Source organism: Marinococcus luteus, assembly GCF_900106595.1.
Lineage (GTDB): Bacteria > Bacillota > Bacilli > Bacillales > Marinococcaceae > Marinococcus > Marinococcus luteus.
In genome coordinates this window covers 806,859-820,798 of sequence record NZ_FNNC01000001.1, presented here as the reverse complement: position 1 = coordinate 820,798, position 13,940 = coordinate 806,859, and the positions used below count along the sequence as shown (strand labels likewise).

The window sequence follows — 13,940 nt, the reverse complement described above, 5'->3', positions numbered from 1 at the left end:
GCACAAGAGCAAAAAAGACTGCGAGCCCGACTGCGAGTCCTAAATACAATTTGATAAAATGCCACATAGCTTTGATCGCTCCTTTCGAAGGGAAAGGTGAATATTACTGCTGTAAAAGGGTTTTAATAGAAAATCAACTGTGAAAGACAGTATGCACACAGGCAGCGCATATAAAAATAATAATACCAAAAAGAGCAGGTTCTGCCCAGAAAAGCAGACCTGCTCTTTTTAATGAAAAGCTGTTAATTCAAAAGCTGTATCAATTAAATGCTTCTATATTTTAAGACGCTGAATTCACAGTGGTATATAAAATTCAGTTCAACCTTTTTTGTTTTGAAGAGGTTTGTTTAAATCGTCAAGATCTTTCACATCTTTATTGTTGCCTTCCCGTATTTCTTTCCGATACTTATCGAGACGCGCTTGTTTTTCATCCAGCTCGGCCAACACTTTTGGACAGTCTGTACTATTTTTCTTTTTCATTTCAAGCCCCTCTTTCTGAAAGTTATCACTAATCCCAGTATGTTGGATTTTTACAGCTTTTACAATAGGTATTTAGATGATAAATGGTTTATATGTTTAAAAATGGTAAATAAGCACGAGAGTATAGGCTTTATCATTTATGAAAAGTAAAGACAGGTTACTGTAGAGGTTAGTTATTTGGATAAAAAAAGCAGCACCCAAACTGTAAGGGCGCTGCCTGTTTTATCAATTGCTTTGTTTCAATTTGTGATCGTCATCAAGAACGGTTTCTGCAATATTTACCGCATGATCACCGATCCGTTCGAGGTTGCTTAGGAAGTCTACAAATACAATGCCGGCGGAACCGGAGCACTGGCCTTCATTAAGCCGCAGAATGTGCTTTTTGCGCAGCTTCCGTTCCAGCCGGTCAATCTCTTCTTCCTGCTTCAGCACCTGACTGGCAATTTCATGATTATCCTGCTCGAGCGCTTCAATTGATTGAGAAAATGTACTCATCGTTAATTCGTACATCTGGTTTAAATCCTTGTAAGCTTCCGGAGAAAGAGTCACTTTGTTGGACACCTGGTAATCAACAAGCTCCATCAGGTTTTCCACGTGGTCGCTCACACGTTCGATATCTCTTGTGGTATCCATCAGAACCGAATGCTGGCGTGAGCTTTCGGAAGAAAGAGACCTTGAAGAAATACCAGTTAAATAATTGGTAATATTTTTGTCCAGGTTATTCACGGCTTCTTCGTAGCGGACAATGTTTTCCGCATTTTTTTTGTTCTTGGTTTCTAAATACGTTTCGCTCTGTTTCAGTCCTTTTTCAGCGTAAGCTGCCATCCGCAAAGTTTCCAGTTTTGCCTGATCGAGTGCGATAGAAGGAGACTGCTGTATAAACAATGGATCGAGGTGCTTTGTCTGGTAGTCAATTTCCTCTTCGCGGCTCGGAATCAGCCTGGTTACGATATAGGCAAGCACACCGACAAACGGCAGCTGAATCAGCATGTTGGTAACGTTGAAAATTCCGTGCGCGAACGCAATCGTCATTGGCGGATTAAGCTGCAAGGCGTCCTGCAGATAACTGATAAATGCAGTGTAAGGAACAAGCAGTATCAACACAATTACCGCACCCAGGACGTTGAAAATCACGTGAATCATCGCTGCCCGTTTGGCTGCGACAGAGGCACCGATGGCAGCAATCACGGCCGTAATTGTCGTGCCGATATTGTCGCCAAATAGAATTGGCAGCGCGGCATCAAGTGGAATGGTTCCCTGGCTGAACAATTCCTGAAGCAGCCCGATGGTCGCCGACGAGCTCTGCAGGCCAACGGTGAATAACACGCCGACCAGTACGCCAAGAAGTGGATTAGTACTCATACTGATAGTTAAATCGTTAAAGGCCGGAAGGTTTTCTAAAGGTGCGACGCCTTCGCCCATCAATGTTAAACCGTAAAATAAGGCACCAAAGCCGAAAAATGTCTGACCGATATTGTTGGTTTTTTTGTTTTTAAAGAAAAAGATCAGTACTGTTCCAATAAATAAAATTGGCAGTGCGTAAGCTTCCAGGTCGATACCGATAATAAAAGCCGTAACAGTGGTACCGATATTTGCGCCCATGATAACTCCGATGGCCTGCCGAAGGGTCATAAACCCTGCACTGACCAGCCCCACGGTTAAGACAGTAGTACTCGAGCTCGACTGAATGAGAATCGTGACAACCATCCCGGTAAGGACGCCCAGAAACGGATTACTCGTAAATTTGTCTAAAAGGTTGCGGAGACCGTCACCAGCAATCTTCTGAAGCCCGTCTCCCATGAATTTAATACCGAATAAAAAGATGCCCAAACCACCGAAAAACGTAAACAAAAGCGATTGAATATCCAAAACAATGATTCCTCCCCTTGATGTCTAACTAAAACAGGTTACTGCAATACCCTCTACAGTTTTAAAGCATGAGAACCCGTAGTGTAAATAAAGGAATTGTTAAGATTTTGTAAAGGCAGGTAGGAGGAGAGGGGAGCGGGGGAAAAAGACTTCCTTTCATATCTATATAATTAGTAAAGCAGACTCCGGCATAATGGAGTCTGCTTTACTTTACGTTCAACTGAAAAAACATTTAATGATAAGGTGACCGGTAAGAAGAACCACTGATATCATAAATCTCCCAGGCAGTTTTTAATGATTGAACATCAGGGAGAAAACGAATGGTCACTCCTTTGACAGCAAATGGATGCAAAGTACGGAACAACACTTCGATATCCTCATGAACCGCCACGCAGGGTTCGTCTGCAAACGACGCTAAACTTTCAGGAGTGCCTACAATAATTTCCGTCCCCTGGATGGTGTAGCCGATAATCAGCGGAGTCATAGAATAATCCCTCCTTGGGAACCCCAGGCCGTTTCTCAATTTGAGTTGGGAATGGTTTGAAAACAGCTGTTTTTCGGTTTTCCCGGCCAACTGTATTTGCTGTTATCTCGGAGTAGTCTTTGGAATCCAACGGGACGTCTGGCTATCTAAAACTTCTACACGATTCCCGAAAAACGAGGTTTTCTGATAAAGCTGCCAGTATTTCCGGAATAAATGCATTGTCCATTCCTCCAGTGAAAGCATCGTCCGGTCGTCGGGGGGTGAGGAAGTAATACAGTAGGTGCCATAAAAGAATCGCTTAAGTTTTGGGTCTACATTAAGTGCAGGAGCATCAAGTGCAATATAGGCGGCATAGTTCAGCGTCTTTGGTAAAGGATCGTCAGCAAACAGGGAGTAATTCTGCCATTCGTGAGGGTGGTAATAGTACATATAAAAAGGAAGCAGCAGAGTCATCTCAAAATCCTCTGCTGCCTGCTGGACAAAATCTTCCACGCTTGAAGGTTCTTTATGGTCAAGGTGCTCTATCATTTCTTCATACACAGCATGTTTCATTTCGTATTTCATAAATGCTGCTCCTTTCTCCGGGCCTGCAGCATTTCAATAATAGATAAGCTTTTATTTCAAATATAAACAACTCGGGCTGAATAGCGGAAAGGATGAAATGCCAAACCCGCTTTATAACAAAATTTTGAAAACTATAAAAATCTTTATTTATTAAATTATTTTCCCGCTTAATGAGATTTTACTCATATCTAAGGTCTTAATTTCACTTGTGTAAAAACACGCATAATATATACATGATTTAGGAGCAGGCCAATTATGTATATAAATAAAAAACCTTGGGGGAGTAAGCGTTCATGTAAAAACAAATCAATTTTATGTAAAAACTTATACTTTTATTTCAGTACATAAATACATACCGAGAAAATCACAGTTCTATATAATAAATAGTACGATTCATCAGTGCAAGTAAAAGTATACAAACTCACAAAAATGGAAGAAAAACATTTGAAAGAGTCTGTGTTATGAAAAACAGTCAAACAGAACGATTATCCTGACTCCGGAACTAAAAGTACGGCAAACTACAGCCGAAAACAAATTGAGCCTGCAGGAGCCAGCGCAATGAGACGTCAAAAACTGTATCCAATAAAAAGCAATGCCGCTCCGTTAAAAGGAAAGGCATTGCTTTTTTGTGGCTAATGGCTTTTTCTGATCTCAGCCTGCTGTATTTCGGATTTCGTTAGTTCGATCAATTTGTCACTCATATTAGCCATGGCCTGGGTATGCGGGTTATAACTGAAAAAAATAGCCGGGAGAGGAAAGGAGGCTTCTTTTGTTTCAGCCCAAACCTCTCCAATTTCTACCGGCAGTTCATAAAATCCCACAGCCCATACATCTGGGAGCACATGATAGTGGCTGTCCCGAAGGTTTACGTTTTGTCCCAGGCCGAACAACTGTCCCCGGGTGTAGTGCCGTTCCACTAACGTGCCGTCTTCCTGAAGCATCACTGTCCGGTATTTTGTTTCTTCCATAGCAGTCGCCCTTCTTTCTGTACAACGGTTAAATTATTGGATGAAATCTAAGCCTCATATTCCCGGCGAAAAGCAAAAATAAAAGTATTAACAGAGAGGAGAGCTTTGATTTTGCGACAGGACTGTTTTGAAGAAAGACGAAGGCTTTAAATTTCTTCCAAATCAAGCATTAATATTTTTAGAGTGGTAAGGACAGCTTTGAACGTGGTCATCCACCATACCAATGGCCTGCATAAATGAATACACCGTTACTGGCCCGACAAATTTAAATTGCCGTTTTTTCAATTCCTTGCTTATTTGGGCGGACAGCTCTGTAGAAGAAGGAACCTCTGTTTCTTCTTTGCGCTCATGGATAATCGGGGTGAAATTAACATACCGCCAAAAAAAGGAAGACAGGCTTCCGTATTCATCCTGAATTGTCAGGGCTTTTGCAGCGTTGTTCCGCACAGAGGCTAATTTGGCAGAATGTTTAATCACGCCGTAATGATGCCGGATATGCTCCAGGTCTTCGTCTGTCATGGAGGCGCACTCCTGAATGTCAAATTGCCGGAAAGCTTCCTGGTAATGGTTCCGTTTAGCGAGCACCGTGTTCCAGGACAGCCCGGACTGAGCGCCTTCCAGCGTGAGCAGCTCAAATAAATAACTGTCATCTGTATTCGGACGTCCCCATTCATTATCATGATACTCTTGCATACGTTCATTTTTTTGGGACCACGAACATCTTTCCAAATGACATCCCTCCTTTTGATCACTGTACTGATTGGAATAAAATAACTATATCATAAGGCAGGACGTGCTGAAGCATCGGGCTTTGTCTGGTTTAAAAAGTTACAATCAAAGGCTGCAATCAACTTCAAACAAAAGCAGATTTCTTGTTACATTTTTGTAATGTAATGGTTTTCAAAAGCTTTTTTATGCGCTAGGATGGGGAAAAGAATCGGTGGAGAGAGAATATAATCATTGGAATTAATCTGGAAAAACCGAAAGCAGCAGTCGCGCCAAACAATCTGGAAATAATGGAGGGATGGCTTTTGCTGGAAAATAGAGAATATCAACAATCACTAAATGAAGATGTCAATCCAGCAATTGTAAGAGAGGTTGGATACGGGGAAGCGGTAATATACAGTGCGCTCGTAAACGAATTTAAAGATCAAACTGCTTATTTTGGATTTTTGGAAGATGGATGGTTTCATTGCCAGGAGACTGAACTTGCAGCTCAAACAGAAATGACAGAGCGTTATTTGCGTAAAAAAGTTAGAAAATTACAACGATTAGGGTTCATAGAGAAACGGAAGCTGTATGGCGAGAATCTTAATTACTATCGTTTGGCTGTATAATGAAAAAAAGAGGAAGGTTTTGCTCGATTACAGGTCCTTTTATGAGTGCTGTACTTAAAACCATAAATATATCTAATAAGCCCTTTGAGTTTTCTTGAAACTTGAAGGGCTGTTTTGTATGTCTGCTTGATCATTATGTTAACTATTTTATGAAATAGTTTGATGGAGTTCTTTAGACCTAAGCTTATAAACAAGTGAAAACCGTTTTTAATGACAGCTGTCTTATTCTCTTCGAGAGAAAGGCGGCTGTTTTATTTAAGGCGGCTGTTTTATTTAGTGTAGGCTTTTGAACAATGTACGTGAAATAAAATTTTGTACTCACTAAGTTTGATTAATGGGTATATAAGGTAAAGTAGCTTAAATGTGAAGAAATTTATGAAAAATCTCCGGAAACGGGCGGGAAATGAGGGATAACCGATGGCTGTACGAGAATCAACTTCCGATGAAAATCAACAATCGGCAGTAGTCATCGTCGATAATGGAGGAGTGGAAGAAAGGGTAAATCTTCGCGTTTTGAGTAATAAAGCTATTAAAGCATTGGCAAAAGACAGCGGCTTAAAAGTTAAATCAACCAGAAAACAGGATATGATTGATGAAATTATAGATCAGGCCCCCGGTGCTAAGCTGACGATTCAACAAGAGGAAACAGAAAATGCAGAAGACGCGTCTGCGAGTCAAAAAAATGAAGAAAACTATGCCGGAGTCATTATTACGAATAAAGATGGAAATGAAGAAGAGATTAACCTGTATTCGATAGACAAGCAGGCTGTAAAAAAACTGGCGGTAGACAGTGGATTGCAAATAACGAAAGAAGATAAAGACGGTATGATTCAGGAGATTATGGAGCAGGTTAACGAAGCGTATCAAGAGACAAAAGAAGCTCCGGCTGAGAATAATAACGAAAACGAGTCTGGAAATGAAATGAATAACAGCAGCGAAGAAAGCTCAGCTCCAACGTCCACCTCTTTCCTATCGAAAGCTGCACATGAAAGTCTCGTCCGTAGTATTACACGTACCCTGGCTGCAGAATGGAAGGACGACATGCATACAAAGCTCAGAGAAGAGCTCAAGCAGCAGGTGAAAAACGACTTTATGGAGAACTCGTGGGACGATTTAATGAAAGAAATTAAAGCAGATGCCGCGAAAAACAGCAGAAACGGAAAAAAAGCTTCGTCTATCAAAGCCCGTGCCGACAAATAAAGGTTCGGCAGGGTTATTCAGATTCGGGCAGTAAAGAAAGGGGAAAACATAATGACTAATAAAAAAGATAAAGTTACCTACGGGCTGATGGCAGCCGGAAGTTTGATCGGAGGAGCTATTCCGATGATCACAAAGGGAATGAAAAAGAACGACGGCGAAGACGAATCTTCTGAAGATTCGAAGGAAGATACCAATGCTTCGGAGGAAGAAAATGAAAGCGGGGCAGCAGCTTCCTTCTTGAAGAAGCCTTTAAAAAAAGCTGGGGAAGCCAAAGACAGCGTAAAGCAGACCGCAGAAAAATCGAAAGTGAAAATTCCCGGCATGTCAGGATCATCCTCAGAGAATAAAGATGAAGAACAGACACCTAAAAAAGCAAGAATGGTTTCTAAAAATGAAGGCAGGCCGCAATTGAAAAATGCAGGGAGCACGCAGAACTCCCCCGCGAAAGGAAAACCGGCGCTTTCTAAAAAGAAAAAATCCAAACAGAATGGACCGCGGCTTACCGAAGTAATGGACAGCGTCAATGCATTTTTCGAAAACTATGTAGCTGAACCAAAGCGTATTACTTCTACGGAAGAAAAAGACGGCATATGGCACATAAAGATTGATGTGCTGAACAACGATGGCAGAAAAACGAAAGTAGAAACGTACGAAGCCACCGTAGACGAAGACCTGGAGATTACTTCATACAAGCAGGTGAAATAAATCTTGCTATAGAGATTCAAAGGTACACGGCCCCATGCAGTCTTCTCAAAAAGAAGAGCTGCATGGGGTTTTTTAGCTATTGAAATGCTGTTGCAATGCGTAAAATCAATAAATTTACCCCCTGCAAGCAAAAATTAAAAGTATTTTCTTTGTTTGTTTCTAATAATGTTACGTAAAAACGGGCTTATTGTAACAATCGCGTAATATTTTAAATGTATTCTCTTTAGTAATGAGTAAAAATACGGAAGTTTTTCGTGAAATATGTGCAGTAAGGCCCGTCAATTTTACATAATATGAAAAACTATTAAGGTTAGATTACAACTAAATTAATGTTATTGCCATTTGTGCTTTTTCAAGGCATAATCGGTAGCGTTGTGTTTGAGAGACAGCACAAAAAAACATCAGCAGTAAAACAACACGATAATCAATGCAGTAACGACGTAAAGGCAAGTAAACATATAGGTACACTTTTCAATGGATTTCGTCATTAGGACGAATAAACAAATTAATTATATTTTATGGGGGACGATTCACATGATGAAAAAAACATTATTCGGTACAGCAATTACAGCAGGCGTAGTATTCGGAGCACCACAGGCAGCGGACGCATCCATCAGCGACCACGGTCAAATGGACAGAGGCGACGTTAACTCTTCTGTTGCGGAGCTTCAGGATACGCTGAAGGAAAAAGGTTATTTCCACGGAAACACCGGCTCCACTTTCGGACCTAGAACAGAAAGTGCTGTCAAAGACTTTCAGGCAGATAACGGCATTTCTTCTTCAGCCGGCAACTACTTCGGCGTAGCAGGACCGGAAACACAGGCAGCTCTCGGTGGATCTTCTGATTCTTCCAGTGAAGAAGTAGCAGGCGCTTCAACTTCTGAGTCTTCCGACAGCACCAGCGGCGGCGAAACCATGACAGTGGAAGCTACAGCATACACGGCTGAATGTGTAGGCTGCAGCGGCATCACTGCGACAGGCGTTAACCTGAACAACGACCGTGACGCCAACGTTATCGCTGTTGATCCGGACGTAATCCCACTCGGCTCCACAGTAGAAGTGGAAGGCATGGGCACGTATAAAGCAGAAGACACAGGCGGCGCAATTAACGGCAACCGCATCGACGTTCACGTACCAACCAACTCCGAAGCACTTTCCTTCGGCCGTCAGGACGTTGAAGTAACAGTAGTCGACTAATCATTATAATAAACGAACCGAAACTGGGGATTAGTTCCCGGTTTCGGTTTTTTTAGGCTCGAAAAAGGTTATAGCGGTTATTGTATTGTATTAATTGTTTTTCTTGAGTCATAAACGGTTATTATATTAGCAATAATGATTTTAATCTGTGTCTAATAATGATAATCTATATTTGGTGTAAAATTATTGGAAAAGATGCCTCCCTGACGTGAACAAAATATGGCTGGAAGATTTCCGCCAAAAGGAGACGTCTTTTTCTATTATGTAGGGAGTAGGAAAGAAATGAATAAACAACAGGGTGAAAAAGATATCATTTTAATCGGGGCCGGTATCATGAGTGCAACATTAGGTGCACTGCTGAAAGAGCTGTCCCCGAACTGGAATATCAAAGTGTTTGAAAAGCTGGAAAAGCCGGGAGAAGAAAGCTCGAATGAATGGAACAATGCGGGAACCGGCCATGCGGCTCTATGTGAATTAAATTATACGAATGAGCAGCCGGACGGCTCCGTTGATATCAGTAAGGCTATCAGCATCAATGAAAAATTCCAGGTATCCAAACAGTTTTGGTCCTATCTGGTGAAAAGCGACTTGATCCATAATCCACGCGGCTTCATTATGCCTCTGCCGCATATCAGCTATGTGCGCGGCGATCATAACGTCTCATTTTTACGGACGCGTTACGAAAAAATGTCTGCGCATCCATTATTTTCAGGAATGGAATTTTCGGAGGATCCGGAAGTGCTTGAAAAGTGGATGCCGTTAATGATGAAGGACCGTCAGATTGAAGAACCGATAGCTGCTTCTAAAATTGCAGACGGCACCGATGTGAATTTTGGCTCGTTAACGAGTCAGCTGTTTAGTCATCTGGAAAAGAACAATGTAGAAATGAAATACAACCATGACGTGGATGATATTACGCGTAACGAAGAGGGCACCTGGGAAGTGAAGGTGCGCAATCATCAAAAAGAAACGCTTGAACTGCACGAGGCCGATTTTGTGTTTATTGGCGGAGGCGGGGGAAGCCTGCATCTGCTGCAAAAATCCGGTATTCCAGAAGGGAAGGGTATCGGTGGTTTTCCAGTAAGCGGCCAGTTTATGGTCTGTCAGAATCCGGAGGTCGTAAACGGGCATTTCGGTAAAGTATACGGCAAAGCGCCCGTGGGAGCACCGCCAATGTCTGTGCCGCATCTGGATACGAGGTACATTAATAATCAGGAGACGCTTTTGTTCGGCCCGTTTGCCGGCTTCTCTCCAAAGTTTTTGAAAACTGGTTCACTGATGGATTTATTGAACTCCGTCAAGCCGGATAACCTGATTACAATGATGGCGGCGGGAGCCAAAAATATTCCATTAACGAAATACCTGATCTCGCAGGTAATGCAGTCAAAGGAACAGCGGATGGAAGAGCTTAGAGAATTTGTTCCAAGCGCCAAAACTGAAGATTGGGAGCCGCTTGTAGCGGGCCAGCGGGTCCAGGTTATTAAGGATACCGAGGAAGGAAAAGGCATTCTGCAGTTTGGCACAGAAGTGATCAGCGCGGAAGATGGCTCTATAGCTGCGCTTCTTGGAGCATCTCCGGGCGCATCGACTGCAGTCTCTGTGATGCTCGAAATCATCGAGAAATGCTTCCCACAGCATCTCGGTGAATGGGAGCCAAAACTAAAAGAAATGATCCCTTCATACGGCATTAACCTGTCAGAAAATCCAGAGATGATTGAGGAAATTCACAAGTCTACCGAGCAGGTGCTTGGATTGAAAAATCAAAAACAGCCGCAAATGACGTAATTACGATGTTAATTATTTTAAATCCTCTTTTCAGTTTAAACAGCTGAAAAGAGGATTTTTTTGATGGGAGCTGAAAGTAATCAGTGACATGCGAAAGATTCCCATAAATTTAGAAAAAGTAACCCCGGTAATAGTGGATCGTTATTATTAAAGCAACAACAGTATACACAATCGCTGCGAAGAAGGGCATCGAGGGCCGGAGCCCGCTGCGTGCTTCTGTTTCCATTCGTTTTGAATTTGTAAATATTATAAGAAGCATTTATAGGAATTTAAGCACCGGGAAAAAGTAACTGAAAATAGGAAATTATATACCGGAATTTTAAACGCTGGTTTGATAAGATTCTTTATATCAAAACAAAAAGAGATGATAATAAAGGATGGAGAGAAGAAAGGATGAATAAATCAACAGCATTTTTACTGATAATTTCTATTATCGCGATTTCTTTTGCGGCGATATTTGTAAAATGGTCCGAAGCACCGGCCACAATTCTCAGCATGTACCGCATGTATATTGCCAGTTTGTTTTTGCTCCCGTTTGTCTGGTTAAAAAGGCATGATTTCAAAAACATCAAAAAACAGGAGTGGGTGCTTTTTGTCTTTTCAGGCGTTTTCCTTGGTATGCATTTTGCGCTCTGGTTTGGCTCATTAAAGCTGACCACGGTGGCAAGCTCCACCATTATTCTGGCCCTGCAGCCGGTAGTAGCCCTGGCCGGCGGCTTTTTGATTTATAAAGAACGAATCAGTGTGCCGCAGCTGATCACGATCAGCCTCTCGATTGTTGGGGTAGTGATTATTGGACTGGGAGACCTTGGACGCAGCAGCAGCTCTGCATTACTCGGCAACCTGCTTTCCTTTTTGAGCGTGATAGCGGTGGTCGTCTATTTATTGATCGGCCAGCGCGTCGTGAAGCGGGTATCGCACTGGCTGTACAGCTTTATTGTGTTTTTTGTGGCAGGGATATCGCTGCATGTTTTTAATGCAGTCTCCGGTATTCCAGTAAGGGGATACGGGGCTGAAGAGTGGCAGATATTTATGCTGCTTGCGATTCTTCCGACGATCGCCCACGTCATTTACAATCATCTGTTGAACTTTATTAACACGTCCACCATTTCCATGACGATTTTAGGAGAACCGGTTGGAGCTACCATTCTGGCGTTTTTCATTCTGGGAGAAGAAGTGGTCGCCCTGCAGATTATCGGTGGGATTATCGTGCTGCTCGGTGTTGGATTATTTTTAATTCAGCAGCAGAAAGCATATCAGCTGTAGAAATGATGAGGAAAATTTAACGAACGGAGGAATAGAAAATAGTATAATCGAAGTGAAAGACTCTATATTTTAATAACAGTCATCTCTGAACCATAAGTACATGGAAAAAAGAGGAGGGCTGAAAATGAACAATGAAGAATTGGTGCAGAAATTCAACAAACAGGCTCATAAGCACGAAAAGCATAGAAGAGATGAAGCAGATAATAAATGGAGAAGAAAGATATGCGGGTCGGTAAAAGGAAAAACACTGGAAATTGCGGTTGGGGCAGGGATGAATTATGCTTTTCTGCCTTACGACTCTGATTATACCGGGGTTGACTTCAGTCCGGATATGCTCGAAGTGGCAGCGGCTGGGGCAAAAGAATATAAAATAGATGCTGATTTTATTTTATCTGAAATAGAGCATTTATCATTTCCGGAAAATACGTTTGATACGATTCTTTCCACAGGAACAATTTGCTGCTACAAAGATCCAGTTCGGGTATTGAATCTTTTAAACACATGGTGCAGGCATGAAGGCCAGATTCTGTTGCTTGAGCATGGATTAATGGACAATAAAGGTTTGCGGTGGCTGCAGCATTACCTGAATCCTTTACTTTTAAAATTATACGGCTGTCATCACGACCGGGATATTTTAGAAATAGTCGAGGCTTCGGAGCTGCAAATTGTAAAGCATGAACGGGCCCAGTTGGGAAATCTTTATCTGCTTTGGACAAGGCCGGCCGGATAATATAAGAAAGCAGTACTGATTTATTTAAACCAGCGTTTTTAAAGTGCGAACTTTCACATTCAATGATTAATGAAGAACCTAAACGGAAATAAACGAAGAGAAGCAGTTAAGTTTCTGCTGCTTCAAATTTTTGTACACGCAAGTGTTTAAACAGGAGGAGTATTTTAATGGCTAACCAGCCGAAAAGTTTAGAAGAGCAGTTTGACGGGACAGCCGAAGCGGAATTAATGCCAATCGCAAAGTATTATTTTGAATTGAAGCGTCAGGATAAAAGTGTTCACTGGGAGATTTCCATTGTGGACAAGGACGATGAAGAAGATCTCTTTATTGGTTGGGCCGAAGAGTTGACCAACCGGAGCAATTACATTGAAGTAGATCCCATCCGGGCAGAGGACGGGGAAGATGCTACCAACCAGGTTATTCAAAAAATCAAAGAGCATATTTAATAGAGAATTAAGAAGAAATAAATAATTGAAATAATCAGGGAAGGCTGGAGTTGATCCAGCCTTCCCTGGTTTTAAATTAAATGCTAATTCTCCAATTCTATAAATTAAGTCACCCAGAATTAACTTTCAAAGCTTTAGAAATGAGTAAATAATTTACGTTGGCGATTAGCGTTCTGTATGTAGCAGTACTGGATGAGGAATTTTACAGGATGTTAGCAAAAAAGGGACAGGTATGTAAATGGGTTATTTTTCAGAGTACTGCAGAACATAGAGAACGCGGAGCATCGGGATCGGCTAAAGAAGTTCTGGATTGGGTGCGCAGGAATATCGGCAGTTGGAGCTAAAAATTGCATAGAATCAGCTGATATTTACTGGTCACAGCGCTTTTATCATTACCTTAAGCACAGCCAAACGCCATTTGGAAGTAATTTTTACACTATATTACTTTATAATTTGATTTAAATACTAACATATAAATCATCGCTGACATTAGAAAGCGCAGCAGTCAGATTCTCTGGCGGCAGTCTCAACGTCTGCTTTAGTATAGAAGAATTCCCATTCGTTGCCGTCGGGGTCGGTAACCCAGAACTTATCCTGAAGAGCGTAGCAGCATGTCGTATCTGCTTCTTCACGGGCGAGAAATCCTTCCTGCTGCAGGCGCTGTTTATGGTAGGCGAGGGTGTCGGCGTCCGGGAGCTGCAGGCCAAAGTGCTCCACCTGGTTGCCGGTCACATCGGGATGAACATTTAAGGTGAAATTCACAGGCACGCCGGCTGGAAGAAATTTGGCGTAATCCTCCTTATGCTTGACCGGGGGTTCGTTAAACAGATGGGTATAAAACGCTACGGCTTTGGAAAGGCTGCTGGTGTTTAATCCGATATGAATTTTCATGATTCAACCTCCTGGTTT

General features: G+C 42.0%; 15 protein-coding genes. 8 read left to right on the top strand and 7 right to left on the bottom strand.

Translation table 11 applies throughout. The annotated features are described in order from the left end of the window. Positions 1 to 318: 318 nt before the first annotated feature. The 6 genes from BLV22_RS14980 to BLV22_RS04055 form a co-directional block, all read right to left on the bottom strand. Entirely contained in the window at positions 319 to 480 is a 162-nt protein-coding gene (locus BLV22_RS14980; RefSeq protein WP_176967639.1) for a hypothetical protein, read from the bottom strand. A gap of 225 nt (positions 481 to 705) precedes the next feature. Continuing rightward, positions 706 to 2,349, bottom strand: coding sequence for a Na/Pi cotransporter family protein (locus BLV22_RS04075; RefSeq protein WP_425433781.1), 1,644 nt, complete (start codon positions 2,347 to 2,349; stop codon positions 706 to 708). A gap of 232 nt (positions 2,350 to 2,581) precedes the next feature. Beyond that, a complete protein-coding gene (locus BLV22_RS04070) occupies positions 2,582 to 2,833 on the bottom strand; it encodes a hypothetical protein (protein ID WP_091611620.1) in 252 nt (83 codons plus the stop codon). A 102-nt stretch (positions 2,834 to 2,935) separates the two neighbouring features. Next, positions 2,936 to 3,397 carry a hypothetical protein gene (locus BLV22_RS04065; protein WP_091611617.1) on the bottom strand — a complete coding sequence of 154 codons (462 nt, stop codon included), beginning with the start codon at positions 3,395 to 3,397 and terminating at the stop codon, positions 2,936 to 2,938. Positions 3,398 to 4,029: 632 nt separating this feature from the next. Beyond that, positions 4,030 to 4,365 (bottom strand): hypothetical protein, encoded by a 336-nt coding sequence (locus tag BLV22_RS04060; protein WP_091611614.1) that lies wholly within the window; start codon positions 4,363 to 4,365, stop codon positions 4,030 to 4,032. Between the two features lie 162 nt (positions 4,366 to 4,527). Continuing rightward, positions 4,528 to 5,094 carry a DNA-3-methyladenine glycosylase I gene (locus tag BLV22_RS04055; protein ID WP_091611612.1) on the bottom strand — a complete coding sequence of 189 codons (567 nt, stop codon included), beginning with the start codon at positions 5,092 to 5,094 and terminating at the stop codon, positions 4,528 to 4,530. Positions 5,095 to 5,396: 302 nt separating this feature from the next. Here BLV22_RS04055 and BLV22_RS04050 point away from each other — a divergent pair, with 302 nt between their 5' ends. The 8 genes from BLV22_RS04050 to BLV22_RS04015 all read left to right on the top strand — a co-directional run bounded on the left by BLV22_RS04050 (position 5,397) and on the right by BLV22_RS04015 (position 13,031). Next, positions 5,397 to 5,702, top strand: a complete 306-nt coding sequence (locus BLV22_RS04050) for a hypothetical protein (protein WP_091611610.1) — start codon at positions 5,397 to 5,399, stop codon at positions 5,700 to 5,702. 417 nt (positions 5,703 to 6,119) lie between these two features. Beyond that, a complete protein-coding gene (locus BLV22_RS04045) occupies positions 6,120 to 6,902 on the top strand; it encodes a hypothetical protein (protein ID WP_091611607.1) in 783 nt (260 codons plus the stop codon). Between the two features lie 51 nt (positions 6,903 to 6,953). Next, entirely contained in the window at positions 6,954 to 7,607 is a 654-nt protein-coding gene (locus BLV22_RS04040; protein ID WP_091611604.1) for a hypothetical protein, read from the top strand. 534 nt (positions 7,608 to 8,141) lie between these two features. Next, positions 8,142 to 8,804: a 3D domain-containing protein gene (locus BLV22_RS04035; protein ID WP_176967638.1), complete on the top strand. Its 663-nt coding sequence runs from the start codon at positions 8,142 to 8,144 to the stop codon at positions 8,802 to 8,804. A gap of 219 nt (positions 8,805 to 9,023) precedes the next feature. Continuing rightward, positions 9,024 to 10,589: a malate:quinone oxidoreductase gene (locus BLV22_RS04030; protein ID WP_281241093.1), complete on the top strand. Its 1,566-nt coding sequence runs from the start codon at positions 9,024 to 9,026 to the stop codon at positions 10,587 to 10,589. A gap of 393 nt (positions 10,590 to 10,982) precedes the next feature. Next, positions 10,983 to 11,855, top strand: a complete 873-nt coding sequence (locus BLV22_RS04025) for a DMT family transporter (RefSeq protein ID WP_091611596.1) — start codon at positions 10,983 to 10,985, stop codon at positions 11,853 to 11,855. A gap of 124 nt (positions 11,856 to 11,979) precedes the next feature. After that, positions 11,980 to 12,585: a class I SAM-dependent methyltransferase gene (locus BLV22_RS04020; RefSeq protein WP_091611593.1), complete on the top strand. Its 606-nt coding sequence runs from the start codon at positions 11,980 to 11,982 to the stop codon at positions 12,583 to 12,585. A 167-nt stretch (positions 12,586 to 12,752) separates the two neighbouring features. Next, positions 12,753 to 13,031 carry a hypothetical protein gene (locus BLV22_RS04015; protein WP_091611591.1) on the top strand — a complete coding sequence of 93 codons (279 nt, stop codon included), beginning with the start codon at positions 12,753 to 12,755 and terminating at the stop codon, positions 13,029 to 13,031. Positions 13,032 to 13,520: 489 nt separating this feature from the next. Here BLV22_RS04015 and BLV22_RS04010 read toward each other — a convergent pair whose 3' ends face one another. Next, a complete protein-coding gene (locus BLV22_RS04010) occupies positions 13,521 to 13,925 on the bottom strand; it encodes an ArsI/CadI family heavy metal resistance metalloenzyme (RefSeq protein ID WP_143030951.1) in 405 nt (134 codons plus the stop codon). Positions 13,926 to 13,940 lie beyond the last annotated feature (15 nt).

Bases quoted from the DNA above. Each gene is read 5' to 3' on its own strand.
- BLV22_RS14980 (WP_176967639.1), bottom strand. From the start codon at position 480: ATGAAAAAGAAAAATAGTACAGACTGTCCAAAAGTGTTGGCCGAGCTG.
- BLV22_RS04070 (WP_091611620.1), bottom strand. From the start codon at position 2,833: ATGACTCCGCTGATTATCGGCTACACCATCCAGGGGACGGAAATTATT.
- BLV22_RS04065 (WP_091611617.1), bottom strand. From the start codon at position 3,397: ATGAAATACGAAATGAAACATGCTGTGTATGAAGAAATGATAGAGCAC.
- BLV22_RS04060 (WP_091611614.1), bottom strand. From the start codon at position 4,365: ATGGAAGAAACAAAATACCGGACAGTGATGCTTCAGGAAGACGGCACG.
- BLV22_RS04045 (WP_091611607.1), top strand. From the start codon at position 6,120: ATGGCTGTACGAGAATCAACTTCCGATGAAAATCAACAATCGGCAGTA.
- BLV22_RS04040 (WP_091611604.1), top strand. From the start codon at position 6,954: ATGACTAATAAAAAAGATAAAGTTACCTACGGGCTGATGGCAGCCGGA.
- BLV22_RS04035 (WP_176967638.1), top strand. From the start codon at position 8,142: ATGATGAAAAAAACATTATTCGGTACAGCAATTACAGCAGGCGTAGTA.
- BLV22_RS04030 (WP_281241093.1), top strand. From the start codon at position 9,024: ATGGCTGGAAGATTTCCGCCAAAAGGAGACGTCTTTTTCTATTATGTA.
- BLV22_RS04025 (WP_091611596.1), top strand. From the start codon at position 10,983: ATGAATAAATCAACAGCATTTTTACTGATAATTTCTATTATCGCGATT.
- BLV22_RS04020 (WP_091611593.1), top strand. From the start codon at position 11,980: ATGAACAATGAAGAATTGGTGCAGAAATTCAACAAACAGGCTCATAAG.
- BLV22_RS04015 (WP_091611591.1), top strand. From the start codon at position 12,753: ATGGCTAACCAGCCGAAAAGTTTAGAAGAGCAGTTTGACGGGACAGCC.